Here is a 26,190-nt window from a genome sequence, read left to right as displayed (position 1 = left end):
CCACTCGTCCAGCCGGAGCCGCTGTTCGAGCGCGGCGTCGCCGCGGACGAGGTTGGCGCGGAGGTCGGCGAGGAAGGCCTCGGTGGTCATCGGCTGGAAGGCGTGCCGGTCGAAGTACGAGCGCAGGTACGCGTCCCAGCGCTCGCGGCCCACGGCGGCTTCGACGGTGCGGAGGAAGGTGGCGCCCTTTTCGTAGGCGATCTCGGTCATCCCCGCGTCGGGGTCGCGCCCGGCCAGGTCGATGTGCAGGCGCGAGTCCGGCGACTGGGGGCCGCCCACGCTCTCGATCTCGCCCTGGAGCTCCTGCCACCCCAGGCTCGCCAGCATGGCGGCGCGCTCGCGGCCGTAGAGCGCCTCCATGATGCGGTTCTCGAAGTAGGTGGTGAAGCCCTCGTTGAGCCAGAAGTCGCTCCAGGTGGCGTTGGTCACCAGGTTGCCGGACCAGGAGTGCGCCAGCTCGTGCGCCACCAGCGACACCAGCGAGCGGTCGCCGGCCAGCACGGTGGGCGTGGCGAAGGTGAGCCGCGGGTTCTCCATCCCCCCGAACGGGAACGAGGGCGGCAGCACCAGCAGGTCGTAGCGCCCCCAGCGGTACGGGCCGTACAGCCGCTCGGCCGCGTCCACGAAGCGCTCCAGCTCGGCGAACTCGCTGGCGGCGCGCTCCAGCACCGCGGGCTCGGTGTACACGCCGGTGCGCGGCCCCAGCTGCCGGAAGGCGATGTCGCCCACGGCCAGCGCGATCAGGTACGGCGGCACCGGGTGGTCCAGCCGGAAGCGGAAGGCGTGGCGCCCTTCCCCCGCCGGCTCGCCCCGCGGCGTCAGCATCTCTGCGCTCATCACCGCCGTCAGCCCGGCGGGCACGGTGATGCGGGCCGCGTACGTCTGCCGGATCCCCGGGCTGTCCTGCGTGGGGATCCAGGTGCGGGTGAGGATCGACTCGCCCTGCGAGAACAGGTACGGGTGCCGCTTCCCCGCCGTCTGCTCGGGCGACAGCCACTGCAGCGCCGCGGCGCCGGGGGTGGTGGCGTAGCGCACCACGATCCGCCGCGTCCCCGCCGGGAGCGCCACGGTGAGCGGGCGGCCGAGGATCGAGTCCGCCTGCCCCAGCGTCCACCGTAGCGGCTGACCCGCCGCGTCGGTCACCTGCTGGATGGCCAGGTTCTTCGTGTCGAGCACGATCTCGCCGGCTCCGGGTGCGGCCTGCACGTCCAGCGCGGCGGTGCCGCCGATCGTCTTCGCGGCGAAGTCGGTGGCCAGGTCCAGCTCCACGTGCGTCACCCGCGCCACCTCCGGGCGCGCGAACGAGTGCACGTCGCGCGGCAGCGGCGCCATCGCCCCCGCGGCGGCGGACGGGGGCGCGCCCGGAGCCGGAGCGGTCGCGGGCGCGGGCGCCGCGCAGGCGGCGGCGCCCAGGGAAAGGAGCGCGGCGAATGGGGCCGCGGATCGGAAGATCATGCGCTGCAAGTCCTTGCGTTCGGTCGGTTCACGCGGGTTCCAGCCTGTGCGGTGAGACGATGCAGATACCGCGCGAGCGCCGCGAAGGTCCACCGGCGCCTGATGGTGAATCACCCCGAAGGCCACGAAAAGCGGGCCCCCGCGCGACGCTCGCGCGGGGGCCCGGTTCATGTCGCCGTGACCGCGGTCAGGCGCCGGTCTGCGGCGCGCTGGCCGTGGCGGGGGCGCCGGTCGCGTCCACGGCCGCCGCCTGGACCACCGGTCCGCACGGCTCGGGGAAGACGTCCAGGCTGGTGCCGCAGGGCGGGCACCGGTCGATGCACTCCTGGGCGAGCTGCTTCAGCTTGTCGCACGGATACGGCGGATCGTCCGGGCACGGGTTCACCTGGTCGTCGCACTTGCACTGCGGCAGCACCGGCTGGCTGGGCGCGCACAGCTCGAACGCGCCGCCGCAGATGCTGGCCAGCTGGCGCAGCACCAGGCAGGCCACCACCTGCCCCAGCTTCAGCCCCGCCTCGTGGTCCGAGCGCCAGTGCACGCCCGCCCACAGCCGCGCCATCCCGATGTTGTCGGCCATGTTGCGCACCTCCTGGCCGATCGTCGTTCCCGCCACGCAGTTGCCCAGCACCGGCGGCGTGGCGTCGTTGCCGAAGAAGAAGCCCAGGATGGTGCTGGCCGCGCCCGAGTAGGTGCTGTGGCCCGACGGATACGCCGGGTGCCGCGGCGTGCCGGGGCTGAACGCCGGGTTCGGCGCGCAGGGGCGGGCGTCCGGGCAGGTGTAGTAGTTGGGGTTCAGCTCGTCGGGCCGGTCGAACAGCACGTTGAAGGCAATGCCGTTGCGCGCGGCGAACTCCACGGGCCGCTCGCGGCGCGAGGTGAGCGGGCGCGGGCTCAGCCACTTGTAGTACCACGCCGCCTGCAGCGCGCTGGCGATGGCCACGTCGAGCGCCGCCCAGATCAGCGCCTGCCGCGGCGGACTCCAGGTGCGCGTGGTGATCAGGTAGTTCAGCGCGTGCCGGTGGAACAGCCCCGGCGTCTCGTTCTCGAACGCGCGGGCCAGGCCGCGGCCGGTGCGGATGACCTGCTGGCCGGGCAGGCGCGTGACCTCCACGGCACCCAGCGGGGGCGGCTGCAGGTTCAGCAGCCGGCTGATGGGCGCGCGGCACCCGAACGCCATCGGCAGCTTCTCGATGGGCTTGCACGGCCACTCGGTCAGGATGGGGCATCCGCCGGTGGGGTTCACCAGGCTGCACGGCTCGTCGCGCAGCTTCTGCAGCGTCAGCAGCTCCTCGATCTCCTTCTGGATGATGTCCTTCCCCTCGGTGGTGCAGGGGTCCGGGTACGGCGGGAAGTAGCCGGGGTTGGCCGGGTCGTCGGTGATGGCGAGGAGCTCCCGGATGGAAACCAGCCGCAGCTGCGGGCAGTGGTTCCAGAAGCTCGACAGCGGCTCTACCTGCGGCCCCTTGAGCGCGTACTCGTGCACGTCACACGGGTAGGGAGTGTCGACACAGGTCATGGGGAACCTCCGGGGTGCAGGTTAACAGATACAACAGAACGAGACCTAATTAATGTTAAAACTGTTAAGGAGAGATGTAAAGCTCTTCCGCCAGACTTACCGGGATTCGCCTGCCGCGGCGGATTTTGCGGGCTGAGGTCGTGCGGAGAAAAACACAAGCGACACAGGAACTTGCCCGTGTCGCTTCAGAAGGAGCAGGGTAGGTCGGGAGCGGATCCGCGGTGACTGGTGGCTCCCGGTCTACCTGTTAAGCATGTGTGTTCTGCCCGCACCCGCGCCACTCAGTCCGGCGTCCGGGCCGGTCCGCCCGCCGCTCGCGGGCAGCGCGTCACCGCAGCCCGGTGGCGATCGCCACGGCGACGGCGATGAATCCCAGCGCGAAGAGCGCCGCCCAGAGCGGGAGGATCATCTTCATCCACTTCTCGTAGGGCACCCCGGTCGCGGCCAGGATGGCCATCAGCGCGCCGTTGGTGGGCGTCACCATCTCACACATCCCCGCGCCGTACTGGTAGGCGAGCACCACCACCTGCCGCGCCATCCCCAGCAGGTCGGCCAGGGGAACGAGCACCGGCATGGTCAGCACCGCCTGCCCGCTGGCGCTGGGGACGGGGAAGTGCACCAGCGTGTGCACCAGCATCATCCCCCCCGCCGACGCGAGCACGGGAACGTGCGCCAGTGGCGTGAAGAGCGCGTTCACCACCGTGTCCACCACCTTGCCGTGCTCCAGGACCACGGTGATCGCCCGCGCGAAGCCGATCAGCAGCCCCGCATACGCCATCGCCCGGAAGCCGTCCACGAACGATTCTGCGGTGCCGCCCACGCCCAGCCCGCCCACGATCCCCGCCAGCACGCCCATCACGAAGAAGATGGCCGCCATCTGCGAGAAATCCCACCCCAGCGCGAACACGCCGTAAACGAACACCACGAACGTCGCCAGGATCAGCAGCAGGATGGCGATGCTGCGCCCGCCCGCCGCGCTGCCCGCTTCCTCGCCGGCGGCCTCGGGCTCCGTCCGCGTCCGATTCGCGTACCGCATCGTCCCCCAGATCCAGATGGCCAGCGCGGGGAGCATGAACGCCATGCGGAACCCGGTGCCGGAGAGCACGGGGATGTGCGCCAGCTTCTGCGCGATCCCCACCTGGAACGGGTCGATGGGCCCGAACGCCGCGCCCACCACCGCCGCGCCGATGCTCATCGCCACCGCCACCATCGGCTGGTAGCCCAGCCTCCGCGTCAGCAGCAGCAGCGCGGGGACCAGGGCGATGATCTCCTCCTGCATGTGTTCCAGCGCGCCGCCGGTGGCGAAGGCCAGGGAGACGACGGGGATGACCAGCGCCTCGCGCCCGCGCAGGACGCGCAGCAGCGCGTCCATCCCCCGCGTCAGCGCGCCGGTCTTCTCCACCACCGCGAAGGCGCCGCCGACCAGGAACACGAAGAAGATGACGTCGGCCGCCTCGATCATCCCCTGCGGGATGGAGACGACGGCGTCGAACGGCCCCACCGGCTGCGGGGCGACCGTGTGATACGTGCCCGCCACCACCACGTCGCGGCCGGTGACGGGGTCGTGCGTGCGGCCGTACTCGCCCGCGGGAAGCACCCAGGTCAGCAGCGCCGCCAGCAGGACGCCGCCCACCAGCAGGATCAGCGGGTGCGGAAAGCGGACCCGCGCGATGCGGGACAGGAGCGTGCCGGAGGGCTGGGCCTGGGCCATGGCGACGGAAGCGGGACGGGTGGGTTTGGATGCGGCTGGGCGGCGCCAACTTAAGCCCCATCGCCGCGCGTTACCAGACTCCGGCGGAGATGCACTTCGCAGCGGCTTCGGCGACGGAGCTCACGGCGAGAATTTTGCGGCGGGTTTCGTGTGCATCACCTCTCTTCCCTTCCCCATCCTCATCCCCCGGAGGGCATCATGAAGAAGCGCAAGCTGGAGATCGACAGGCTGTCGGTGGAGTCGTTCGACACCTCCGCGACAGGCGCCACGCGCGGCACCGTGCGCGCGCACGACCTGAGCGAGTTCCCCTGCACGTGGGACACGTGCTACAAGAGTTGCGGCTGGAGCGACATCGACTGCCAGACCCAGGGCTGCCGCACCGACTGGCAGACCTGCGGCCAGTTCGGCTCCTGCTGCCCCGCCATCTGCGAGTAAGCGAAGGCAGCGGCGCGAAAGAGCCCGGCCGGGACGCGACCCCCGGCCGGGCTCTTCAAGTGTGATGATGATGTCAGGCCGCGCGTTCGGCGGGTTTTGGAAGCAACTCGCAAAGCACCGCGGCGACGATCTTCACGGCTTCGGTAAGCTCCGTCGCCGTGGCCTCGTACCCGTGCAGCACTCGCCGGTGCACCTCGAGCGCCATCTTCAACGGCTCGTATGCTTCCCGCGGGACCAGCCCCTGGTCGTGCAGAATCGGGATCAGCGAGGCCGCGGGGAGGAGGTCCACCGGGATCGCGTTGTCCACCGCGATCCGGCGGAGGAGCCCTTCCAGGGTGGACCAGAGCCCCAGGAGCGCGATGGACGGGGACACCTCGTCCGCCAGCCGCATCGCTGCGTCCACGCTCCGCGCCAGCGACGCCCACGATGGCGGATCGCCCTGCATCCCCGGCGCGTCGTGCGGCACCACGTCTTCGGTGGAGATCAGGTAGAAGTGCCAGCCGGGATGCTTGCGGATCTCGTCCGAGCGCTGAATCAGCCGGTCGGCGGGAAGCCGGCGGCCGTCGCGCACTTCGAAGACGTGATTCTCGGCGCCGCGCCGGGCCAGCATCGCGGGGCGGTAGCGGCCGAAGTACCCGGTATCGAACGGAAAGTCCTCCGGGTCCGGGCGCTCGACGACTTCGTAGCCCTCGCGCTCCCAGCGCTCACGCAGCTGCTGCACCTTGGCGGAGACGGCGTCCATGATCATAGCAGATCCCGTAGCCTGGCCGTTTTCTGGACGCGCACGTACACGCAATCCTCCTTCGTTTTCCATGCCTTGCGGAGGAGGTCCGGAAGGCCTTCGTCGGGCACTTCGTCCGCCCACGTCCTCCGGTGGGCCGCCACGTCGCTGACCATCTCGTCGTCGCCGTAGAACACGCCCACCAGCGCGTCCTGGATCGGCTTGATGACGTTGTCCACGTCGATCGGCGAGCGCACGCCGCTGACGAAGACGATGGTCAGCCGCGCGTCGAAGCCGGTGAAGGGAAACGTCCCGGGCGAGACGCGGTTCGCTGCCCGCTCCACGTTCACCTGCCAGTCGCGGTATGCCTCCCGGTTGCGCGCGTGAACCGAGGCGGGGCGGCCGGGGATCACGAACTCGTAGCTCTGCACCGTAGAGGCGGGTTCGGGGTCCAGGGTCGCGCCGCGGACGTGAACGAATCTGCACACATTGCGTACGGTGTCAAGCGTTAGTTCCCCAAGCGAGCGGAAGCGGCCACCGGCGGAACACTCTCGTCGGGATGCGGGTCCGTCGGGGACGCCGTGCAAAAGAAAGCTCCTCCCCCGCGTCCCGGCGCGGAGGAGGAGCATGGATGCCAGCGCGCGTCCTGTCAGCCGGCGAGGGCGAGCATCTGCGGGGTGATGTCGCGCTCGTCGATGCGCAGGGCCACGAGCGAGAGCGAGCCCGTGTTCTCCTTCGCGCGGCGGAGCGCCTCGTCCAGCTGGCCCATCGTCTCCACCGTGGTCCCCCATCCCCCGCCGAAGACCTCGGGGAGGGCGGCGTAGTTCCACCGGTGCAGGAGGTCGAAGGCCTCGGCATCTTCCCCCTGCGTGAAGAACTTCACGTTCACGAACGCCTGCTCGATGCCGTACAGCGCGTTGTCGAAGACGAAGACGATGGCGCCGTGCTTCGCGCGCACCACGTCGGAGAGCGCCTGGCACACCATCTGGAACCCGCCGTCGCCGCTGAAGACGACGGCGCGCCGCGACGGGTCGGCGAACCCGACGCCCAGGCACGCGCCCGTGGTGTAGCCGATGGAGTTCCACGCCGCCTGCGCGATGAAGCCGTCACGCCGGTCCACGGGAAGCTCGGCGGCCGAGTACAGCGCGATCGTCGTGTCGGCCATCAGCACCATCGACTCGTCCACCCAGTCGCGCATCCGCGCGAAGAACCCGTCGTACGTCACCGGCGGATCCTCCGCTTCGGCGACGCCGCCCGCCGACTTCGCCATCAGCATCGGCGGCGCGGCCACGGCGCAGAGAAGCGCGACGGCGTCTTCCGGCGCGCCGTACTTCTTCGCGCGCAGGCGGCGGAGCAGCCCCTCCATGAAGGCCTTCAGCGGCGCGCAGTCCCACACGCTGGTACCCACGCGGACCGAGTTCTCGCAGGCCAGCGTCATGGTGCCATAGCTCTTCTTCACGAGATCGAGGAAGTCGTCCGTCACCAGGGTGCCCAGACCCAGCACCCAGTCCGCCGTCTCCATCAGCGCCCTGGTCTTCTCGTTCGCCGACGCGCCGTCGTAGCACCCCACGAACCCGGGCGTGTTCTCCGGCACCAGCCCCTTCCCCAGCAGGTCGGAGGCGAAGGGGAAGCCGGTTTCCTCCACGATCTCCAGCAGCAGGTCCTGCAGCCCGAAGCGCTGCACCTCCATCCCCGCCCAGATCACCGGGCGCTCCGCCTTCCACAGGTGCTCCAGCGTGGCGTCGAGCGCGGCGTCGACCGACCCCTGCAGCGTGGGGAGCGGGCCGGGGCGGAGCGCGTGATGCGGCGCGGCGCACGGCAGGTTCCACACGTTCTGCAGCACCTCGACGTAGACCGGCCGCCGCCAGGTGAGGCAGGCCTCCAGCGCGCGGTCGATCAGCCCCGGCGCGGTGAGCGGGTCGCGCACCACCACGCGCGCGACCGTCACGTTCTTCACCGAGTCCTCGTCGGCGCTCAGCGTACCGGTGGAGTGGTGGAAGAGCACGCCCTCGCGCCGCTCGGTGGTGCGCGACTGCGAGGCGGGGCTCCCGACGACCAGCACGACGGGGACCTCCTCGACGTACGACCCGGCCAGCGCGTTCAGCAGCGAGAAGGTACCCACGCCGAAGGTGACGCACGCCGCGCCGGCCCCGCGGAGCCGCGCGTACGCGTCGGCCGAGTAGCCGGCCACGAGCTCGTTGGTGGTCCCCACGCGGGCGATGCCGAGGCCGGGATCGCCGTCGATGGTGCTCAGGAAGTGGCCCGCGTAGTCGCCGGGCACGGCGAAGATGTGGCCGACGCCCATCTCCGCCAGCCGCTGCGCCAGGTAGCGCGAGACGGTGCAATGCGGCGCGCCCGCATGGCTCTCCGCGCTCATGGGCCCATCTCCGTGTCGTAGTACGACTTGGGGATGAACGACGGGCGGGAGAGGCCGAAGTGCTCCTTCAGCATCAGCTCCGCCGTCTGCAGCGCGCCCTCCACCCAGCCCTGGCCGATGGAGTACGCCTCGCCGCAGATGTGCACGTTCTCGCCCTCGATGCCGCGCATCCGCGGCATGATCTCCCAGAACTTCTCGCCGGCCTTCCAGGCGTGCCAACCGGCGCCGTACGGGTCGTCGCTCCAGTCGTGGTAGATGGCGGTGTAGGGCTCGGGAACGAACTTCAGCCCGTGCACCTCGCGCACCTGCTCCTGCGCGGCCTGCACCATGTTGGCGGTGATCTGGAAGCGGTGCGGGCGCACCGCCTCGCCCTCCACGAAGCGGTTGGCCGGGCTGCCGGGCGCTCCCGTGAACGGCTCGCCCTCTTCCAGCGCCTTCCAGAAGGGCAGGCTTCCCAGGTCGTTGTAGCTCACCATCAGCAGCGAGTTGTGGTTCTCGGGGTCGCCCTCGGGCATCTCGCTCTCGGTCTGGAAGTAGTACGTCTGGCGGATGGGCATGTCGGTGATGGTGCGCCCCGCGTCCAGCCCCAGCGAGCGCCACCAGGGGTACGGGTAGCCCAGGAACATCTTGAAGGCGGCCTGGCTGATCACCGCCTCCAGGTCGTGGCGCAGCTCCCGGTCGCGCTCCAGCCGGTTCCAGCGGATCAGCTCGATGGAGCGCCGCGGCAGCGCCAGCACCACGCGGTCGGCGTCGACCAGCACCTCGTTCCCGTCGCCCGCGCCCTCGGCGTCGGGATCGTCGGCGAAGGCGTCCGCGCGGCCCACGTCGCGCGTGCGGCCGCCCTCGTCCGTCGTCGTGCGCGCGAAGCAGAGGGCGTACTGCTGGTCCGACGCGCGGCGGCCGAACGAGTCCAGCCGGTGGTTCATGTGGATCTCGCCGCCCAGGCGGACGAACTCTTCGGCCACGGCGCGGGGGAGCTCCTCGTAGCCGTCCACCAGCGTGTAGTACTTGTTGCTGGGGTCGTACTCGTTGATGGGGAGCGAAAGCGGCGCCGTGGAGTTGGCCACGTTGGTGTAGTAGCCGCCGGCGTCGTTCATGTACTGGTACGCTTCGCTGCTCAGCACGCGGTACAGCAGGTTCCAGAACCCGATCCTGTACAGCGGCGTGCCGTCCAGCACCGGCACCGTCCACCAGTCCTGCGCGCTCAGCTCGCTGTTGAACGGGAGCAGGCTGTCCTGCACCCACTGCTGCAGCTGGTCGGGGTTCATCCCCTGCTCGTCGGGGTTCAGCAGGTACGGCACCTTCTCGGGATCGTTCAGGTCCTTCACGCGCAATTGGCGCCGGCGCAGGTACATCAGGTTGTTGGCGCCGCCGTCGGCGCCCATGGGAAATTCGCGGGTGGAGAGCCGCAGGTGGTCGATGAGGCCCACCACGATCTCGTGCGACTTCAGCCAGCGCATGCCGCCCAGCTCGGCCTTGATGCTCGGCATTCCCGGCATGGGGTAGCTGTACAGCCGCCCGCCGATGCGGTTGCCGTACTCGAACAGCGCCACCTTCAGCTCCGGCCTGGACTGCTTCAGCCGCCAGGCGGTGTACACGCCCGAGATTCCGCCGCCGATCACGGCCACGTCGTAGTGCCGGCTTCCCTTCTCGAACGGCTGGAACGGCTGGTGGGACAGGATGCGTTTGGTCACCTGGACTTCGTCCTGTTGAAGGGAGATGGAGATCGGCGGACGAGAGGGCGTCCGGCGGATGGAGAGGGGTAGAGGCGGGCAGCATCGACGCGCCATCGCGCGCACGTTTCTGGATGATACGGATTTCGGTAGCAGTTTGCAATGAACCTCTCTCCCGCCTTGTATTTCTGCCATTCGCCGCGGCACATCTGAGTCCCCGTTTCCGTCATCCGACGAGTCGGCGGAGCCAGCGAAGCTTTTTCTCCGTCGACTCCGCCGGCCCCGTGTGAGTCCCCGCGGTTTCGGTTGTAGATCGGCGGCGATTCCGTTATTCTCCGCGATTCTTCATCGCCCGTTGCGCGCGTCCGGAACGACGCGCATCCGACCCTCGCCGGACCGAACGTGGAAACGACCAACGCCGCCGAAAACGCATCCCCCGCCGCGGAGTTCGCGGAGCGCGAGGGGCTGGACTTCATCCGCCAGATCGTCGCGGACGACCTGCGCGCGGGGAAGCACCAGTCCATCGTCACCCGCTTTCCGCCGGAGCCCAACGGATACCTGCACATGGGCCACGCCAAGTCGCTGGTGCTGAACTTCGGCATCGCGGCGGAAACGGGCGGCGTGTGCCACCTGCGCTTCGACGACACCAATCCCGAGACGGAGGACGTGCACTACGTCGAGTCCATCATCGACGTGGTGAAGTGGCTGGGGTGCGAGTTCGGCCGGCACCTGTACTTCGCCGCCGACTACTTCGACCGGATGTACGCCTACGCCGAGTTCCTGATCGGCCAGGGGAAGGCGTACGTCGACAGTTCGAGCGAGGAGGAGATCCGCGAGGCGCGCGGCACGGTGAACGAGCCGGGGCGCCCCACGCGCTTCCGCGACCGTGCGCCGGAGGAGAGCCTGGCGCTGTTCCGGCGGATGAAGGCGGGGGATTTTCCCGACGGCAGCCACGTCCTCCGGGCGAAGATCGACCTGGCCGCGCCCAACATGCTGCTGCGCGACCCCATTCTCTACCGCATCCGCCACGCGCACCACTACCGCACCGGCGACCGGTGGTGCATCTACCCGCTGTACGACTACGCGCACCCCATCGAGGACGCCATCGAGGGGATCACCCACTCGCTGTGCACGCTGGAGTTCGAGATCAACCGCGCGCTGTACGACTGGGTGGTGGACGGCTGGCAGGACTTCGTGCGCGCCGAGGGCGGCACGCCGTCGCGGCCGCGCCAGTACGAGTTCGCGCGCGGCAACGTGGAGTACACCATCACCAGCAAGCGCAAGCTCCTGGAGCTGGTGAAGGGCGGCTACGTGAGCGGGTGGGACGATCCGCGCATGCCCACCATCGCCGGGCTGCGGCGGCTGGGGTGCACGCCCGAGGCGCTGCGCGCGTTCTGGGAAGCCGCGGGCGTCACCAAGGCCAGCCAGCGCATCGAGATCACGCGCCTGGAGCACGCCATGCGCGACGACCTGAACCACCGCGCGCCCCGCGTGCTCTGCGTGCTGCGGCCGCTGAAGGTCGTCATCACCAACTATCCCGAGGCGAAGACGGAGGAGCTGGACGCGCCGTACTGGCCGCACGACGTGCCCAACGAGGGGTCGCGTCCCCTGCCCTTCTCGCGCGAGATCTGGATCGACCGCGACGACTTCGCGGAGGACCCACCGAAGGGCTTCTTCCGCCTCTCTCCCGGCGCCGAGGTGCGGCTGCGCTACGCGTACGTCATCCGCTGCGACGAGGTGGTGAAGGACGACGCGGGCGAGATCGTGGAGCTGCGCTGCAGCTACGACCCGGCCACGCGCGGCGGCAACACGCCCGACGGGCGGCAGGTGAAGGGCACCATCCAGTGGGTCTCCGCCGCGCACGCGGTGCCCTGCGAGGTGCGGCTGTACGACCGCCTCTTCACCATCCCCGACCCGGACGCGGGCGAGGGCGAATTCAAGGATCACCTCAATCCCGCCTCGCTGGTCGTCATCAACGACGCGGTGATCGAGCCTTCCGTGCGCGGCGACGCGCCGGGGAGCCGCTACCAGTTCGAGCGCGTGGGCTACTTCTGCTCCGACATCGTCGAGTCGAAGCCGGAGTCGCTCGTCTTCAACCGCACGGTGACGCTGCGCGACACCTGGGGGAAGGCCTCGCAGGCCGCGCCCGCCGCGAAGCCGAAGCGCGAGAAGGCGCCGCGCGTCGCCGAGGCGGGCGAGCGGACGACGCCGCGCAGCAAGGCGCCGGCGTACGACACGCCGCGCTCGCCCGAGCTGGAGGCGCTGCGCACGCGCTTCGGGGCGGAGATGAAGTTGCCCCCCGAGGAGCTGGACGGCGTCACGCGCGAGCTGACCGTGGCCGTGATGTTCGAGGACGCGGTGAAGGCGGGGGCGAGCCCCAAGGCGGCCGCCAACTGGATGATCCACGAGCTGCCGCGGGAGATCGGCTCGCGCACGATCGACAACCTGCCGTTCAGCGGCGGCGAGCTGGGCGAGCTGGCGGTGATGGTGGAAGACGGCACCCTCTCCACCTCGGCCGCGCGCCAGGTGCTGGCCGGGATGGTGAACGCCGGCGGCCACCCGCGCGCGATCGTGGAGCGCCTGGGCCTGCGCCAGGTGAGCGACGAGGCGTCCATCGCGCCGGCGGTCGACCAGGTGATCGCCGCCAACCAGGGCAAGGCGGACGAGTACCGCGGCGGCAAGACCGGCCTCCTCGGCTTCTTCGTGGGCCAGGTGATGCGGACGACGGGCGGCAAGGCCAATCCCGAGCTGGTGAACCGCCTGATCCGCGAGCGGCTGGGCGGCGGATCCTGATCCGGAGCCTTCACCGGCGGATCTGCTTGCGGCGCGGAGACGTTGGGATCGTCTCCGCATCGTTTTACTCAGGCATGAATCACATTACAGGACAATTTGCAGTTGACGGATCATCCCGTCAGGGGGTAGCTTCATATGTTTCCCCCCTGACGGTTCTTCCCCTGATCCCGCAATGGTGCTCCATGAAGCTGAAGCTCAAGATCGAAGACCTGGCGATCACCTCGTTCGAGACACATTCCGCCCGGAGCGCGCGCGGTACGGTGCACGCCCGCATCTCCGCCGATACCGGCGAGGCGACCTGCGCCGGATGGGGCGAGCAGTGCGGCTGGACGGCGCAGCTCACGATCTGCTATGGGGCGTGCGACGGGGTTTCCGGGCTCAGCTGCGCCTGCGCCACGATGGGCTGCACCGCCGATCCGCGCGACTTCCGGTGCTACGTCGACTCGGTGAACGTCTGCCCCGAGACGATCGAGGCGAACTGCTGAGGCGCGACGTTCCGCTCGTCGCACGCACAACCGCTGCAGCGGCGAAGGCGCTCACCCTTTCGGGCGGGCGCCTTCGCCGCATCTTGACGGGGCGAGCGGAATCGAGGGGATGAAGCTGCGCGGAGGATGCGGATGGCGGAGTGGGATGCGGAGATCGTCGTCTCGCCCGGATTGGCGCGGGAGCTGATTCGCGAGCAGTTTCCGGGGCTGGGGCGCACGGTGGAGCCGTTCGGGAGCGGGTGGGACAACACCGCGTACCTGGTGGACGGCGAGCTCGTCTTCCGCTTCCCGCGGCGCGGGATCGCGGTGGCGCTGATCGAGACGGAGGCGCGCGTGCTTCCGCGCATTGCGCCGCATCTGCCGCTTCCCATCTCCTGCCCCGCGTGGATCGGCGCGGGGACGGAGCGCTTTCCGTGGCCGTTCGCCGGATACCGGCGGCTCGCCGGCCGCACCTCCGCGTCCGTGGAGCTGACGCCGGACGAGCGCCGCGTGGCCGCGGCTCCGCTCGCCGAATTCCTGCGCACGCTGCACGCGATTCCGATGGACGGGCTGGCGCTGCCGGGCGACGACTTTCACCGCACGGACTTCACCCGGCGCATGCCGAAGCTGGCGGCGGCCCTGCGGGAACTGGAAGATGCGGGGATCGTCGCCGGCGCACGCCGGTGGCTGCGGCCGTTCGAGGCGGACGATCTCCCCGCGCCGGCCGCGCGGCCCGTCCCCGTGCACGGCGACCTGTACGAGCTGCACATCCTCGTGGACGACGCGCACCGCGTCAGCGGCGTGATCGACTGGGGCGACGTGCACGCGGGCGATCCGGGGCTCGACCTCTCCTTCCTCTACCGCTTCTTCCCCGCCGCCGCGCGCGACGATTTCCTGCGCGTCTACGGCGACGTGGACGCGCGCACGGCGCGGATGGCCCGGCTGCGCGCCGTCTACCATGCGGTCGTCATCACGCAGTACGCGCACTCGATCGGCGACGCGACGCTGCTGCGCACCGCGCGCACTTCGCTGGATTACGTGCTGGAGGAGTGAGCCGCGGGCGCGGCGGGGACGAGCAGCTCGCCGATGGGACGGGCGCGGGTGCGCAGCTCGCGGTCGGCGCGGGAGGTGAGCAGGCGCAGGTCGCGCGGGCGCACCAGCCCGGACGCGCGGCTCCGCGCGGGGACGATGCCGCCGGGATCGGCGCCGTGCTGCCGCGCGACCAGGACGCCGAGGGTGTAGCGGCTCACCGCCTCCGGGCCGGCCAGGTGCCAGAACCCGGCGCGCGCGTCCGCCGGGAGCGCGCCGCAAGCTCCCACAGCATCGCGGCCAGGTCTCCGTCCGCGATCGGGCAGCGCAGCTCGTCCACGAATAGCCGGACCGGCTCGCCACCGCGCAAAGCGTCGAGGATCCACGCGCTCCCGCCGTCCGGCGGATCCGCTCGGACGATCAGCGAGGTGCGCACGATGGCCGCGTCCGGCATCCGCCCGCGGACGAAGCGCTCCGCGACCGTCTTCCACCGCCCGTACTCGTGCACCGGCGCGGGCTCGTCCGTCTCGGCCCAGGGCGCGCGCTCGCCGTCGAACACCACGTCGCTGCTGATGTGGACCAGCGCCGCGCCCGTCGCCGCGCAGGCGAGCACCACGCTCTCGGTCGCCCGCCCCACGTCGCGCTCGGCCGTCGCCTGCGCGTACGCGGTGTGGATCACCAGCTCCGGGCGCACGCGATCGAGCAGCGCCGCCGTCGCCGCCGCGTCCGAGAGCTCGACCGTGTGCGCCCGCGCGGGTGCGGGGACCGGCGTGGTACGCTGCGTTGCGTGCAGCTCCACGCCCGCCGGCGCGCTCGCGATCAGCGCCCGGCCCAGCAGCCCGGCGCCTCCCGTGATCAGAATCCGCATCCGGAAATCAGGTGAGATGAATTCGGTAGATGATTATCAGCGCCGCGGATGCGAAATTCTCGTCAGATCGGATCGAGCGGCAGAGGCGGAGCGAATCCGTTCCCTCGCCCCAGCAGCGCGGTGAGGATGCGGCGGGCGCCGGCGTAGATTCCGGGCGCCTCGCTCTCCCGCGGCCCGGCGACGTTGAGGGTGCGCACGCTGGCCACCTGCAGCCAGCGCCGGAGCGCGCCGGCGTCCTCCAGCGCGCCCGCGTGGAAGGTGTAGAGGGGCTTCCCCAGCCTGCGCGCGGCCTCGCGGGTGAGCTCCGTCCCCGCGCTCTCGGCGCCGGAGGCGAGGATCAGCGTGGCGTCGGAGTCGCGCACGTTCCACTCGGTGCGCTGCGCCGGATCGGCGGACGGCGTCTCGCGCAGCGGATAGCGCGCATCGATCGGCCCGTCCTCCGCCCATCGTCCCGCCGGGCACCATCCCCCGCACGCCATTCCCAGCTCCATCGCCACGTCCAGCGCCGCGCGGTCCACGCCCGTCTGCCCCCCGCTGACGATCTTCATCTGCCGAACGCCGTTCCTACGTGTCCGCGCGGTAGAAATGGAAGCCGGGGATGACGGTCTTCGCCGGTCCGAACGCGACCTGGTTGATCTCGCCGCGCCCGTTCGGGACGAGCGACCATGCGAGGCCGGAGCCATGTTTCTTCACCAGCTCCAGGTATTCGCCGACGCCTTCCCACGTGGTGTCGCCGTTCAGATAGTAGCGGTTTCCCAGCCACTTCACCCAGATCCAGTCGGCCGGCCCCTCCTCGTTGGCGCCGGCGATCGTCTCGCCGTCCACGCCCTCCTCGTGGAACTCGGCCAGCGCGGCGTTCAGGTCTTCGACGGAGATGGCGTTGGTGCGGCGGACGCGTTCCATCATGGGAAGAGCGGTGGTTGAGGATGCAGATGCAACGGGGGCGCCCACCAAAGCTGGCGGGCGCCCCCGGCGCATGCAATGGCGAAGTCTGCCGCCTACAGCCGGTACGCGCTGGTGACCAGGCGCTTCTCCTCCTCGCCCTCGATGAGCGCCTCGACCTCCACGTAGGGCTCCAGGCCGCTGCCGGAGAGCTTTTCGCGGAAGAGCTCGTCGAGCTGGAAGACGCCGGCGGAGTTGGACATCACGATGCGCAGGCGCACCGGCTTGTCCTCGCCGCTCTCGATGTGCACCGAGTCGATGGCCGCGGCGCTGATGGAGTGGATGCTCATCGTCCGCTCGATCCCCAGCGAGATGCGCGAGCGGCCCTTGGCCATGTCCAGCGCGTCGGACACGCGCACGATCCCCGCCTCGATGGTCAGCGGCTTGCCGCCCGAGCGGTGCGCGATGATGGCGTGCATGATCTCGGCGCGCAGGATGGTGGCCGTGCCCACGTCGTAGATGCCGTCCAGCAGCTCCCTGATCTTGGGCTGCGCCACGAACAGCGACATCTCCTCGTGGTTGCTGCGGTGCACGCTCATCCCCAGGTCGTGCATCAGGGCGGCCAGCATCACCACCACCTCGGCGTCCTCGTTCGTCATCCCGTAGTTGGTGACGACCGAGGGCTCCACGCCGTGCTCCACCAGCATGCGCAGGAGCTTCACGGCGATGTTCATCACGATCTTCACGTGCACGGGGCCGTGGTCGGTCATCCCCAGCCGCTCCACGGCGTTCACGTTGGCCGCCAGCCAGAGCGCGTACAGTTCGTCGTCGTGGTTGATGCGGTCGATGATCTGCGCGAGCTTCGGGTTGTTGCGGCTCGGCACGTTCAGCGCAAGCCGGTGCGAGAACCGCTCTTCCACCGTGCGTCCGAACGCCGCCCTCAGCTCGGCGGCGGTAACGGATTCTGCCATCGGGTGTTCCCTTCCTCTTCTTCTTCCGTGTGTGTCTTCGTTTCCGGACCTGCGACTGCAACTTCGTCCGGCTGCTCGTCACCCGCCGGTGCGTCTCCCTGTCAACGTGCGGGCCGGCTATGGATCCTTCGGCCTGCAAGCAACGGTGCGGCTTCGGATTACGATGTGGCCGGCCTCAGGATGACGTCCATTACGTCGGTGAAGGCCCACAAGCTTCAGCCTTCGTGCCCTGGGTGATACACCGCATCAATGCCTTCCGGCGATGATGGCGAGGACGACCTCGAGGACGATCAGGGCGATGATGGCGGCTTCCATCCACTCGGCGCGGGTGGCCACGGCCTGGTCGTACAGCGAGGTGTAGGTCTCGCGGATCAGCGCCAGCTTGCGGTCGATGGAGGCGGCCAGCGCGGGGATGCGGAAGAGCTCCGTGGCCGACGTGTACACGCGCGCCAGGTACACGTCCTCGGTCACCTTCAGCGCGTTCTCCACCTTCTCGGTGATCTCGCTGATCTCGGCCACCAGCGCGCGCATCTGGTTGGCGGCGCGCGAGTAGCGCCGCTGGAACAGCGCCACGCCGCGCCGCTGCACCGCCTCGGCCACGTCGTAGATGCGTGGAATCTCGCGGTCCAGCAGCGCGTCGTACACCCGCAGCTCCAGCAGCTGCGCGTTGGCCACCTCCAGCACGTCGGCCACGTCGTCGTCGTTGCCCGGCTCCAGCACCAGCGCGCGGTCCCAGGTCAGCACCACCACGTCGTCGGTGTAGTACGAGTGCGTGTACCGCATCGCCTCGGCGCGCGCGGCGGCGGAGAGCGGCCGCGCCTCCTGCGTGAGCAGCGGCACCAGGTCCACGACCTCGGCCAGCGGCCGGGCGGGCTTAGGATCCAGCTCGCGGAGGGTGACGATGGCGTAGTCCTCTTCCACGCGGATGGTGCTGGGGTCGTCCATCGCGGGGCGGATGGCGTCCAGGAGCGCGTCCAGCCGCTCGCGCCAGAAGCGCAGCGCCGCCGCCTCGCGCTCGGCCTCGCGCGCGAACGCCTCGAACCCGGGCCACGGCAGCGGCTCGGGGAGCAGCACCTCGAGGGAGACGGAGACGACGCCGAACGCGTGGATGCGCGCCGCCGCGCGGGTCGGGCAGCGGCGGCCGAGCACGTCCATGGGCGGCGCGGGAAGCTCGGTGACGACGGGGGGATCGCCGAAGGCGATGGCCTTGGGCTCCACGCGGGTGAGACGGATGCGCGCGACGGTCCCCCGCCCCGCCAGCAGCGACTCCACGCGGTCCAGGTCGATGGACTCGGCCACGTCGAAGATGCGCAGCACCTCGACGGTGGCGCTGCGCACGGTTATCGGGGGCTGGGGCGGGGACTGGACCGGCATCATCGGACGGAGATTCGTGCGAGGGGCGTGCCAGAGGGGAAGTGCTAAGTCCTAAGTCCTAAGTGCCAAGTGCCAAGTGCCAAGTGCTGAGTGCTCGCATGGAGCCGCCCCCGCAACGAAACGACGATCGGAGCCGCTTCGCCGCAGCTCAGCACTTCAGTTCCCCCGCGAGGAACCTCGCCGCCTCGGCCTCCGCCCAGAACTCGGGAGCCCACGGGGTGCCGGCGATGAAGCCGACGTGGCCGCCGTGCTCCGTCATCGCCGCGACGAGCGAAGGGTTGGCGGCGATGGCGGCGTGGGGGATGGCCTCGGCCGGGACGAACGGGTCGTCGGCGGCGTGCACCAGGAGCGTGGGGACGGCGACGCGCGGGAGGAACTGCGCGCTGCTGCTGCGGCCGTAGTAGTCGTCCACGTCCCTGAAGCCGTGCAGCCGCGCCGTCACCGCGTCGTCGAACTCGCGGAAGCTGCGCGCGCCGAACGCCCGCCGCTCGTCCACCGCGCCGCCGATCAGCCCGCGCTTCTGGCGGTACTTGGCCTGCAGCGGGCGGATGAAGGCGCGCGTGTACAGCCTCCCCATCCGCGTGCGGTTCAGCCCGTCGGCCCCCGCGCCCAGGTCGAAGGGGATGGAGATGGCGGCGGCGGCGCGGACCCCCGCATCCCCCCCGCGCTCGCCCAGGTACTTCAGCAGCACGTTGGCGCCCAGCGAGAACCCGACGGCGCCCAGCGGCACGCCCGGGTTCCGCGCCGCCATCAGCTCCAGCACGTGGGCGATGTCGCCCGTGTCGCCGGCGTGGTAGAAGCGCGGGAGGCGGTTGGGCTCGCCGCTGCACGAGCGGAAGTTCATCGCCACGGAGCGGATGCCGCGGTCCCACAGCTTGCGGCAGGTCTCCAGCACGTAGAGGGACTGGGCGCTCCCCTCCAGCCCGTGCACCACGGCGACGAGCGGCGCGTCCCTAGCCGGCGCGGGGCGGCCGGGGACGGTGGCCCAGTCCAGGTCCAGGAAGTCGCCGTCCGGCGTGTCGATGCGCTCGCGGCGGTATTCCACGCCGGTGCGCGGGCGGAGATAGCGCCCCGCCACGGTCTGCGCGTGCGGGCCGGGGAGCCAGCGCGCCGGGCGGAAGGGCGTGGGCGTGAACGGGCGCGCGGCGCGGCCGCGGGGGGCGGGGTTCCTCTGGGTCGCTTCCATCCGTAGAATCTAACCCGGCGGTCCAGACCGGGCCGTGTCAGCCGCGATCCTGCCATCTCCCGCCCGCATCCCGCCCGTGTGGCTCCTCCCGATCTTCTCCTCCTTCTCCCGGAACGCGCTGAAGCTGTTCTACCGGCTCACCATCTCGGGCGAGCGGGTGCCGCGGCGCGGGCCGGTGCTGCTGGTCGCCAACCATCCCAACTCGCTGCTGGACCCGGGGATGGTCGTCGCCGTCGCCCGCCGGCCGGTGCGCTTCCTGGCCAAGGCGCCGCTCTTCGACATGGCGGTGATCGGCTGGCTGACGAAGGGCGCGGGGGCGATCCCCGTCTACCGCCAGCAGGACCAGGCGCAGGTGGGCCCGACGGCGCAGAACGACGACACTTTCCGCGCCGTCTGGGCCGCGCTGGCGGAGGGCGCCGCGGTCGGCATCTTCCCCGAGGGGACCAGCCACAGCGAGCCGTCGCTCGTCCCGCTGAAGACCGGCGCCGCGCGCATCGCCCTGGGCGCGGCGCTGCGGACGGGCGGCGCCTTCCCCCTCGTCCCCGTGGGCCTCTCCTTCCGCGCCAAGGAGACCTTCCGCTCCGACGCCGTCGCCGTGGTCGGCGACGCGGTGGCGTGGGACGACCTGGCGGGGACGTCGCCGGACGACCGCGACGCGGTGCGCGAGCTCACGCGCCGCATCGACGAGTCGCTGCACGAGGTGACGGTGAACCTGGAGCGCTGGGACGACCGCCCGCTGGTGGAGATGGCCGAGGCCGTGTACGCCGCCGAGCTGCCGGTGGAGGCGGCCGCGGACGCGCGCGTCGCACGCCAGGTCGAGGCGGCCGAGGGGCTGGCGCGCGTCCGCGCGGAGGGGCGGCCGGAGTGGCGTCGCGTCGCCAGGGACGTGGCGGCGCACGGGCGCGTGCTGCGCGTGCTGGGCCTCACCCCCGCGGAGCTGAAGGCCAGCCCCCGCGCCGACGCCGCGATCGGGTGGACGGGACGGCAGATCGCCTTCTTCGGGCTGGGCGCGCCGGTCGCCGCGCTCGGCATCCTCGTCTACTGGATCCCCTACCGTCTCACGGGCATCCTCGAGCGGCGGCAGGTGGAGTACCGCGACGTCCGCGCGACCTTCAAGCTGCTGGTGGGCGGCCTATTCCACCTGCTGTGGACGATCGCCGTCGCCACCGTGGTGGGATGGAGATTCGGATGGGTCGCGGGGCTGTGCACGCTCTTCGCCCTGCCGCTGGCCGGCTTCGTGGCGCTGCGCGTGACGGAGGGATGGGCCGAGGCGACGGCGCAGGCGCGGCGCTTCTTCCTGCGCACCCGCCGCCGCGCCGAGCTGGACGAGCTGCGCGCCCGCCAGGCCGACCTCGCCCGGCGGCTGCACACGCTGTGGGAAGAGGTGCGCGTGTAGAGATTCCGTCGTCTGCTACGCTCAAGGTTGCAGTTTGTCCCGCCGGCTTGGCCGCCGCGCGCGTTGGGTGTTAGCGTTGTGGCCGCCTCTCCAGACGTTCCCATCCCGATCCGCCCCCCCGCAGTTGCCCCAGGCTTCCCGCAAAGACACCGGCTCAGTTCCACGCGGCGCGCTCGCGTGGCACGTGGTGCTGCCCATCGCCCTCGGCTCGGCCGTGTACCTGCTGTGGCGCTCGCCGCGGCTGCGGGTGTTCAGGTGGATGGAGGCCGCGTCGCTGGACGGCGCCCTCGCGTCGGCGCGTGCCGTCGTCGCGGGAATCCGGCTGCCGGGGTGGATGCTGTTCAGCCTGCCGGACGCGCTGTGGGTGTACGCGTTCGTGGCCTGCATGGCGCTCATCTGGCGCGGGAAGCCGGTGCGGCAGGCGGCGTTCTGGATCGCGCTGGGGCCCGCGCTCTCGCTGGGGAGCGAGCTGGCCCAGCTCGCCGGGATCGTTCCCGGCACGTTCGACCCCGCGGACTTCTGGCTGGGCGCGCTCGCCTCGGCCATCCCCCTCCACCTCCTGTACCTACGCGAATGCTCACGCCACGCCACGCCCTCTCTCTCGCTGCCTTCGCAGCCTTCGCCGCGCTGGCGGCCGGGAGCTCCGACGGCCCCAGGAACGGCGGCACCACCCAGGCCGTAGACCCGGCGCAGAAGAAGGTCCACGAGACCCGGGCCGCCGAGACCTTCGGCCGGGTGAAGAAGGACGACATCAGGAACCTGCCCGAGGCGCAGCGCGACTCGGTGATCATGCTGGTGCTGCAGTACGGCAGGGACGACACGCCGGGGATGGCGGAGTGGAAGGCCGAGGGGCGCCGCGTGCGCGCGGCCGACCAGGCCCGCCGCGCCCAGGCGGGCCAGCGCGCCGTGGCGCAGCTGAAGAAGGAGCACGACGAGTTCCAGCACGTGACCTGGTACAAGGACCGCAGCTACCCCGAGTACGCCAACAGCAACGCCTTCCAGGCGTACATCGGCAAGAGCGACCAGGGCGGCGACCCGTACCTGCGCATGCTGCTGCGCTACTCGGGCGACAACTGGCTGTTCGTGCAGACCTTCGAGGTCCTGGCCGACGGGCAGCAGTTCACCGTGGACCCGGGCGGCCACTTCAAGGTGGAGCGCGACAACGGCGAGGGCGACGTGTGGGAGTGGTACGACGCCAACGTGACCGACGACGACATGCGCATGCTGCGCGCGGTGGCCAGCTCGAACACGGCCAAGCTGCGCTACAACGGCCAGCAGTACCGCCAGGACCGGAACATCACCGCCACCGAGAAGGCCGCGCTGCGCCGCGTGCTGGCCGCGTACGAGGCGCTGCAGGGCCCGCAGCAGGTCGCCTCCGCGCAGTAGCCTCGGCCGGTTTTTTCGGTAGATGAAGATCTCGCCCGCCCCGGGCTTCGTGCCGGGGCGGGCGATCTTCATCTCATACGTAGAAACATGGTTTGGGCGAGGATTGCCCTACTCCACGCCCCCCGACCCGACCGTCGGGGCGAGGCGGACGAGGTCCTGGAACCGCACCGCCCCGAGGCGTTCTCTCAGCTCGCCGCTCTCCCGAAGCGAGCGAAACACCCGCTGCATCTCCCGAATGTGCTCGGCCCGATCGGACACCGTGCCGAATGTCGTCAGGACTCGTTCCCCGATTTCCCGCGACACCAGCGAGAACAACCACAGGGAAAGATCGGTCCAGTCGTAGTCGCCCTGTTCGTCCGGCGGGATGCTGTAGACTTCGTGCGCGAGGCGTGCGGCGGCATCCGAGTCTCCCACCTGCGACAGCGCCATCTCCAGCTCCGGCTGGGTGAAGGCGCCAATCAGGTTCTCGCGGCGCCCGGTTTCCGCCCGGAAAGCGGCCGTCACCGCGCAGTCCTGCCGGCGGTCGCGAACGACGTCCCCGATCTCCCACACCGTCCATCCCGGCCGTTCGCCCCGTAAGGCGGCACCGAACTGCGCCTGGTCCACCCGCATGCGCGAGCGGCCATCCTCGTCTGCCGGGGCGAAGAGATCGATGACCCGCCGGGCCAGATCGTCCGAAACGCACGAGACCAGAAGCAGGGCGTCGTAGACCCACTCCAGGTGCACCTGCTCCGTTTCCGGAAGTGCATACAACTCGGCCGCCACGGCAGACGCCGAGTCAGGCGTGCCGACGAGCGCCAGGGCGGCGCGCACATCGCGCTCCGTGAATTCCGCAATCCAGTTCCGTCGCGCCATCGAAAGATGCTCCCCTGCGAGGTTCATAGGGCGACTTAGAAGGAGGGGTGCCCCGGCCCCATGACCATGTGCAAGTCACTCTGCCCTGCGTACGAGGCCTCGCCGACCCAGATGCGCTTCCCCGCGCCCATAGGGATAAAAACACCGTAACAGTTCACGGCTATCCAACCCGATTCGGCGATCCACCACGTGTCTTCGCTGGAAGTGGGTTGGACCGCATACCGAGCGGGAGAGTTCGGCAGGCCGGACCTCGTCAGCGGACCTTCGAACTTGAAGGTATGAAGGATTCCGGCAACCCCGATGCCTGCGGTGATCACCTTCCCGAGCATGACGGCCGGACATGCACGCGAAGCCTTGTCCGTACACTCCGGGGGCATGGCGTCTCCATCCGAGAGTGCCCCTGCGTTCTGAGGTTCGCACTCGCCGATGCTCCCCGCGTCCGTGGAATCGGGCGGCGGAGTCGTTCCGCCCGTTGATCCTCCCGAGGTCGATGGCGGAGGCGGCGGGGGAGGCGCGTTCGGGTCGGACCCGGAGTCGATGGGAGCCGACTTGCAGTTCGGATACTCGCCTCCGTACTGGCACTCGGTCGCGGTGATTCCGGGGAGTGTGACGGTCGTCCCCGCCAAGGTGCTACCCGGAGCGCGATGCGGGCCGGTGATCGCATCGGAGCATGCGAGAAGCGGCATCATGACGGCAATCGTCACAAGCCGGGATGGCAACCGCACCGCCTGCAAACTAAGGATTTTCCGCATAGGGATCTCTCCATCAAACGTGAGGTTCCATAAGGCTCGGCATGATTGCCGCGCCTTCCCGCAGAGGGGAGTAGGCCCCGCCGCGATCCTCCTGGTCCTTTCTATCCTCCTCTCTCGCCGTGGTGGAGGCCCGTCGTTCAGCCCTGAACAGCTAACGGCTAGCCGACGCTCCTTCTGACACTTCTCCTGATGGCAAGGCCGGGGCTTTCTCCGCGCGGCGCCTGAGTGTTTCCGTTCTGTTTCCGGATCGCCGCACGCGGCACTATCTTCCCGGTGGCCTGCCCGCCGTTCCACTCTCGCACGTTCGCACCCTCGCACTCTCGCACCCATCCCCATGCTCGAAGCCGAAATCGTATCCGAGCCCACGCCGGTGTACCCGCCGCACCGGGTGCCGCACCTGATCACGAAGCGGGCGGTGGCCGGGTGGGTGCTGTACGACCTGGCGAACACCATCTTCTCCATGGGCGTGGTGTCGCTGTACTTCTCGCTCTGGGTGCGCGACCAGGTGGGGGCGCAGCGGGCCGACAGCACCTACGGGCTGATCACCGCCTTCTCGATGGGAATCATCTTCCTCGTCTCCCCGCTGCTGGGCGCGATGACGGACCGGGCGCCGCGGCGGATGCCGTTCCTGGTCGCCAGCACCCTCGTCTGCATCGTCTTCACCGCGCTGCTGGCGCGGGCGGGGTACTGGGCGACCGCGGCGTGCTTCGTGGTGGCCAACGTGGCGTACCAGGCGGGAACGCAGTTCTACGACGCCATGCTCCCCGAGGTCAGCACCGAGGACAACCGCGGCAAGGTCGGGGGGATCGGCGTGGGGATCGGCTACCTGGGCTCGTACCTGGCGGTGGCGCTGGGGCTGAAGCTGGGGACGGCCGACAAGCCGCGGCTCTTCCTGGCCATCGCCATTGCCTTCCTGCTCTTCTCCATCCCCTGCTTCCTGTTCGTGCGCGAGCGCGGAAACCCGCGGCCGCGGCCGATCGGCTGGGCCATGGTGAGGGACTCGACCTCGCAGACGGTGCGGACGCTGAAGTCGGGGGCGCAGTATCCCGGGCTGGTGCGCTTCCTGGTGGGCCGCGTGTTCTACACGGACTCGATCAACACCGTCATCTCCATCATGGCGCTGTACACGGTGAACGTGGCGGTCAGCACGGGGATGAACGAGGCGCAGGGGCAGAAGACCAGCCAGTTCATCATGCTCTTCGCCATCACCTTCGCGGTGGCGGGCGGGTTCTTCTGGGGATGGCTGACGGACAGGCTGGGGCCCAGGCGCACGCTGAACTACGTGCTGCGCGCCTGGATGGGGGTGTTCGCGCTGGCCGGCGCGGTGGGGATCCTGGGCCTCCCGCTCTGGTGCCTGTTCCTCGTGGCCGCCTCGGCCGGGTTCTCGCTGGGCGGCGTGTGGGCGAGCGACCGTCCGTACATGCTGCGCCTGACGCCGCCCTCGCGCGTGGGCGAGTTCTACGGGCTGTACGGAATGGTGGGCCGCTTCAGCGCCATCACCGGCCCGGTGCTGTGGGCCGCGTCCACCTACGTCACCATCCAGCTGCTGCACATGGCGCCGCGCGTGGGCCAGGGGCTCAGCGTGATCGTGCTGATGGGGATGATCGTGGCCAGCTACCTCATCCTCCAGCCCATCTCCGACGCCCCGCGCGAGTGGAAAGGCGCCGACCTGCATGGGTGAGCGGCGGGACGGAGCGCCTCGGTGGATCGATCATCCGGCCTCCGAGAGAAGAATGGAAAGCTCGCGGCCTGGCTCCCTCCACCGGCGACTGAAGTCGCAGCAACAACTACGGAAAGCCTCGCAGATTACGTGAATACCAGCTGAACGCAGCAAGATGCTCGGAAACGGCGTAATTCCTTTGGTGTGCGCGCGCAACCCGTACACGATCCCGAACTGAATCCAGCATCTTGCCGCAACAATCGACAGAAGAACCGACAGCAGAGCCCGCGAGAAAATCACCCGGCGGGCCGCTTTCTCCCGTCTTGTCCCATCGTCGCTGAAAGGCCTTGGCGGGTGGAACCAGCAGAGCGCCGCCGCCACGGCTCGATCGCGGTCACCGACTGAGTTATAATTGTCGCCTTGTGCAAGATACTTTCCCGACATAGAATTTACCCTCACCTTTGGCGGCAAGGGCACGGCCGCTTCATCCCTCATCAAGGAGAACGATTACATGAAGAAGCTGACTCTGGATTTGGACACGCTGCGCGTCGAGTCGTTTGAGCCTTCACCCGTCCAGCGACGGGAAGGCGGGACCGTCCACGCCCATGCGGTCGTTAACGATTCCCAGAATGTCAACTGCTGGAAGCTCCCCCCGAACGATCCAACTTTCGGCGCGACGTGCTTCA

Annotated in this window: 23 protein-coding genes; 8 read left to right on the top strand and 15 right to left on the bottom strand. The window is 69.9% G+C overall.

The features are described from left to right. The 3 genes from VLK66_RS11105 to VLK66_RS11095 all read right to left on the bottom strand — a co-directional run. Positions 1 to 1,455 (bottom strand): M1 family aminopeptidase/hydrolase (locus VLK66_RS11105; RefSeq protein WP_325309480.1); only part of this gene is annotated, 1,455 nt, incomplete at its 3' end. Positions 1,456 to 1,642: 187 nt separating this feature from the next. Continuing rightward, a complete protein-coding gene (locus tag VLK66_RS11100; protein WP_325309479.1) occupies positions 1,643 to 2,971 on the bottom strand; it encodes a vanadium-dependent haloperoxidase in 1,329 nt (442 codons plus the stop codon). Between the two features lie 328 nt (positions 2,972 to 3,299). Continuing rightward, positions 3,300 to 4,682, bottom strand: a complete 1,383-nt coding sequence (locus tag VLK66_RS11095; protein ID WP_325309478.1) for a hypothetical protein — start codon at positions 4,680 to 4,682, stop codon at positions 3,300 to 3,302. Positions 4,683 to 4,880: 198 nt separating this feature from the next. Between VLK66_RS11095 and VLK66_RS11090 the strand changes: the two genes are divergently transcribed. After that, the gene (locus VLK66_RS11090; RefSeq protein WP_325309477.1) at positions 4,881 to 5,117 is read left to right on the top strand and encodes a hypothetical protein; all 237 of its coding nucleotides are present in this window, start codon (positions 4,881 to 4,883) and stop codon (positions 5,115 to 5,117) included. 73 nt (positions 5,118 to 5,190) lie between these two features. Here VLK66_RS11090 and VLK66_RS11085 read toward each other — a convergent pair whose 3' ends face one another. The 4 genes from VLK66_RS11085 to VLK66_RS11070 all read right to left on the bottom strand — a co-directional run bounded on the left by VLK66_RS11085 (position 5,191) and on the right by VLK66_RS11070 (position 9,909). Further along, on the bottom strand, positions 5,191 to 5,865 hold the full coding sequence (locus tag VLK66_RS11085) for a hypothetical protein (protein ID WP_325309476.1): 675 nt from the start codon (positions 5,863 to 5,865) through the stop codon (positions 5,191 to 5,193). Beyond that, positions 5,862 to 6,269 carry a RusA family crossover junction endodeoxyribonuclease gene (locus VLK66_RS11080; protein ID WP_325309475.1) on the bottom strand — a complete coding sequence of 136 codons (408 nt, stop codon included), beginning with the start codon at positions 6,267 to 6,269 and terminating at the stop codon, positions 5,862 to 5,864. The genes VLK66_RS11085 and VLK66_RS11080 overlap by 4 nt, the downstream gene beginning before the upstream one ends. A 218-nt stretch (positions 6,270 to 6,487) precedes the next feature. Further along, positions 6,488 to 8,215, bottom strand: a complete 1,728-nt coding sequence (locus VLK66_RS11075) for an alpha-keto acid decarboxylase family protein (RefSeq protein WP_325309474.1) — start codon at positions 8,213 to 8,215, stop codon at positions 6,488 to 6,490. Further along, entirely contained in the window at positions 8,212 to 9,909 is a 1,698-nt protein-coding gene (locus tag VLK66_RS11070; protein WP_325309473.1) for a flavin monoamine oxidase family protein, read from the bottom strand. Before VLK66_RS11070 ends, VLK66_RS11075 begins: the two co-directional genes overlap by 4 nt. 381 nt (positions 9,910 to 10,290) lie before the next feature. Here VLK66_RS11070 and VLK66_RS11065 point away from each other — a divergent pair, with 381 nt between their 5' ends. The 3 genes from VLK66_RS11065 to VLK66_RS11055 all read left to right on the top strand — a co-directional run bounded on the left by VLK66_RS11065 (position 10,291) and on the right by VLK66_RS11055 (position 14,198). Beyond that, positions 10,291 to 12,681, top strand: coding sequence for a glutamine--tRNA ligase/YqeY domain fusion protein (locus VLK66_RS11065; protein WP_325309472.1), 2,391 nt, complete (start codon positions 10,291 to 10,293; stop codon positions 12,679 to 12,681). Positions 12,682 to 12,863: 182 nt separating this feature from the next. Next, on the top strand, positions 12,864 to 13,166 hold the full coding sequence (locus VLK66_RS11060; protein ID WP_325309471.1) for a hypothetical protein: 303 nt from the start codon (positions 12,864 to 12,866) through the stop codon (positions 13,164 to 13,166). 132 nt (positions 13,167 to 13,298) lie between these two features. After that, a complete protein-coding gene (locus VLK66_RS11055; RefSeq protein WP_325309470.1) occupies positions 13,299 to 14,198 on the top strand; it encodes a phosphotransferase in 900 nt (299 codons plus the stop codon). On the opposite strand, the gene VLK66_RS11050 is transcribed toward VLK66_RS11055, so the two are convergent. The 7 genes from VLK66_RS11050 to VLK66_RS11020 all read right to left on the bottom strand — a co-directional run bounded on the left by VLK66_RS11050 (position 14,180) and on the right by VLK66_RS11020 (position 19,455). Continuing rightward, positions 14,180 to 14,395, bottom strand: a complete 216-nt coding sequence (locus VLK66_RS11050) for a hypothetical protein (protein WP_325309469.1) — start codon at positions 14,393 to 14,395, stop codon at positions 14,180 to 14,182. The genes VLK66_RS11055 and VLK66_RS11050 overlap by 19 nt on opposite strands. Further along, positions 14,392 to 15,042: an SDR family oxidoreductase gene (locus tag VLK66_RS11045; protein ID WP_325309468.1), complete on the bottom strand. Its 651-nt coding sequence runs from the start codon at positions 15,040 to 15,042 to the stop codon at positions 14,392 to 14,394. The genes VLK66_RS11050 and VLK66_RS11045 overlap by 4 nt, the downstream gene beginning before the upstream one ends. Positions 15,043 to 15,104: 62 nt before the next feature. Further along, complete coding sequence (locus VLK66_RS11040; RefSeq protein WP_325309467.1) at positions 15,105 to 15,590, bottom strand: putative molybdenum carrier protein; 486 nt, start codon at positions 15,588 to 15,590, stop codon at positions 15,105 to 15,107. Positions 15,591 to 15,606: 16 nt separating this feature from the next. Beyond that, positions 15,607 to 15,948 carry a hypothetical protein gene (locus VLK66_RS11035; RefSeq protein ID WP_325309466.1) on the bottom strand — a complete coding sequence of 114 codons (342 nt, stop codon included), beginning with the start codon at positions 15,946 to 15,948 and terminating at the stop codon, positions 15,607 to 15,609. A gap of 92 nt (positions 15,949 to 16,040) precedes the next feature. Continuing rightward, positions 16,041 to 16,895, bottom strand: a complete 855-nt coding sequence (locus VLK66_RS11030) for an HD domain-containing protein (RefSeq protein WP_325309465.1) — start codon at positions 16,893 to 16,895, stop codon at positions 16,041 to 16,043. Between the two features lie 246 nt (positions 16,896 to 17,141). Beyond that, positions 17,142 to 18,233, bottom strand: a complete 1,092-nt coding sequence (locus tag VLK66_RS11025) for a hypothetical protein (RefSeq protein ID WP_325309464.1) — start codon at positions 18,231 to 18,233, stop codon at positions 17,142 to 17,144. A gap of 184 nt (positions 18,234 to 18,417) precedes the next feature. Then, positions 18,418 to 19,455 (bottom strand): YheT family hydrolase, encoded by a 1,038-nt coding sequence (locus tag VLK66_RS11020; protein ID WP_325309463.1) that lies wholly within the window; start codon positions 19,453 to 19,455, stop codon positions 18,418 to 18,420. A gap of 34 nt (positions 19,456 to 19,489) precedes the next feature. On the opposite strand from VLK66_RS11020, the gene VLK66_RS11015 reads away from it, so the two are divergent. From VLK66_RS11015 to VLK66_RS11005, 3 genes are all read left to right on the top strand, one after another. After that, positions 19,490 to 20,851 carry a lysophospholipid acyltransferase family protein gene (locus VLK66_RS11015; protein WP_325309462.1) on the top strand — a complete coding sequence of 454 codons (1,362 nt, stop codon included), beginning with the start codon at positions 19,490 to 19,492 and terminating at the stop codon, positions 20,849 to 20,851. Positions 20,852 to 21,038: 187 nt separating this feature from the next. After that, complete coding sequence (locus tag VLK66_RS11010; protein ID WP_325309461.1) at positions 21,039 to 21,533, top strand: hypothetical protein; 495 nt, start codon at positions 21,039 to 21,041, stop codon at positions 21,531 to 21,533. A 53-nt stretch (positions 21,534 to 21,586) separates the two neighbouring features. Continuing rightward, positions 21,587 to 22,237 (top strand): hypothetical protein, encoded by a 651-nt coding sequence (locus tag VLK66_RS11005; RefSeq protein WP_325309460.1) that lies wholly within the window; start codon positions 21,587 to 21,589, stop codon positions 22,235 to 22,237. 108 nt (positions 22,238 to 22,345) lie between these two features. On the opposite strand, the gene VLK66_RS11000 is transcribed toward VLK66_RS11005, so the two are convergent. Next, on the bottom strand, positions 22,346 to 23,092 hold the full coding sequence (locus VLK66_RS11000) for a hypothetical protein (RefSeq protein WP_325309459.1): 747 nt from the start codon (positions 23,090 to 23,092) through the stop codon (positions 22,346 to 22,348). A 1,086-nt stretch (positions 23,093 to 24,178) separates the two neighbouring features. On the opposite strand from VLK66_RS11000, the gene VLK66_RS10995 reads away from it, so the two are divergent. Beyond that, entirely contained in the window at positions 24,179 to 25,525 is a 1,347-nt protein-coding gene (locus VLK66_RS10995; protein ID WP_325309458.1) for an MFS transporter, read from the top strand. Positions 25,526 to 26,190: the final 665 nt, after the last annotated feature.

It is taken from the genome of Longimicrobium sp. (assembly GCF_035474595.1).
Classification (GTDB): Bacteria; Gemmatimonadota; Gemmatimonadetes; order Longimicrobiales; family Longimicrobiaceae; genus Longimicrobium.
Note: the sequence above shows the minus strand (reverse complement) of the source record. Positions and strands in the feature narration are given on the sequence as shown.

Bases quoted from the DNA above. Each gene is read 5' to 3' on its own strand.
- VLK66_RS11085 (WP_325309476.1), bottom strand. From the start codon at position 5,865: ATGATCATGGACGCCGTCTCCGCCAAGGTGCAGCAGCTGCGTGAGCGC.
- VLK66_RS11020 (WP_325309463.1), bottom strand. From the start codon at position 19,455: ATGGAAGCGACCCAGAGGAACCCCGCCCCCCGCGGCCGCGCCGCGCGC.
- VLK66_RS11000 (WP_325309459.1), bottom strand. From the start codon at position 23,092: ATGGCGCGACGGAACTGGATTGCGGAATTCACGGAGCGCGATGTGCGC.
- VLK66_RS11035 (WP_325309466.1), bottom strand. From the start codon at position 15,948: ATGATGGAACGCGTCCGCCGCACCAACGCCATCTCCGTCGAAGACCTG.
- VLK66_RS10995 (WP_325309458.1), top strand. From the start codon at position 24,179: ATGCTCGAAGCCGAAATCGTATCCGAGCCCACGCCGGTGTACCCGCCG.
- VLK66_RS11090 (WP_325309477.1), top strand. From the start codon at position 4,881: ATGAAGAAGCGCAAGCTGGAGATCGACAGGCTGTCGGTGGAGTCGTTC.
- VLK66_RS11075 (WP_325309474.1), bottom strand. From the start codon at position 8,215: ATGAGCGCGGAGAGCCATGCGGGCGCGCCGCATTGCACCGTCTCGCGC.
- VLK66_RS11040 (WP_325309467.1), bottom strand. From the start codon at position 15,590: ATGAAGATCGTCAGCGGGGGGCAGACGGGCGTGGACCGCGCGGCGCTG.
- VLK66_RS11060 (WP_325309471.1), top strand. From the start codon at position 12,864: ATGAAGCTGAAGCTCAAGATCGAAGACCTGGCGATCACCTCGTTCGAG.
- VLK66_RS11055 (WP_325309470.1), top strand. From the start codon at position 13,299: ATGGCGGAGTGGGATGCGGAGATCGTCGTCTCGCCCGGATTGGCGCGG.
- VLK66_RS11030 (WP_325309465.1), bottom strand. From the start codon at position 16,895: ATGGCAGAATCCGTTACCGCCGCCGAGCTGAGGGCGGCGTTCGGACGC.
- VLK66_RS11045 (WP_325309468.1), bottom strand. From the start codon at position 15,042: ATGCGGATTCTGATCACGGGAGGCGCCGGGCTGCTGGGCCGGGCGCTG.
- VLK66_RS11100 (WP_325309479.1), bottom strand. From the start codon at position 2,971: ATGACCTGTGTCGACACTCCCTACCCGTGTGACGTGCACGAGTACGCG.
- VLK66_RS11095 (WP_325309478.1), bottom strand. From the start codon at position 4,682: ATGGCCCAGGCCCAGCCCTCCGGCACGCTCCTGTCCCGCATCGCGCGG.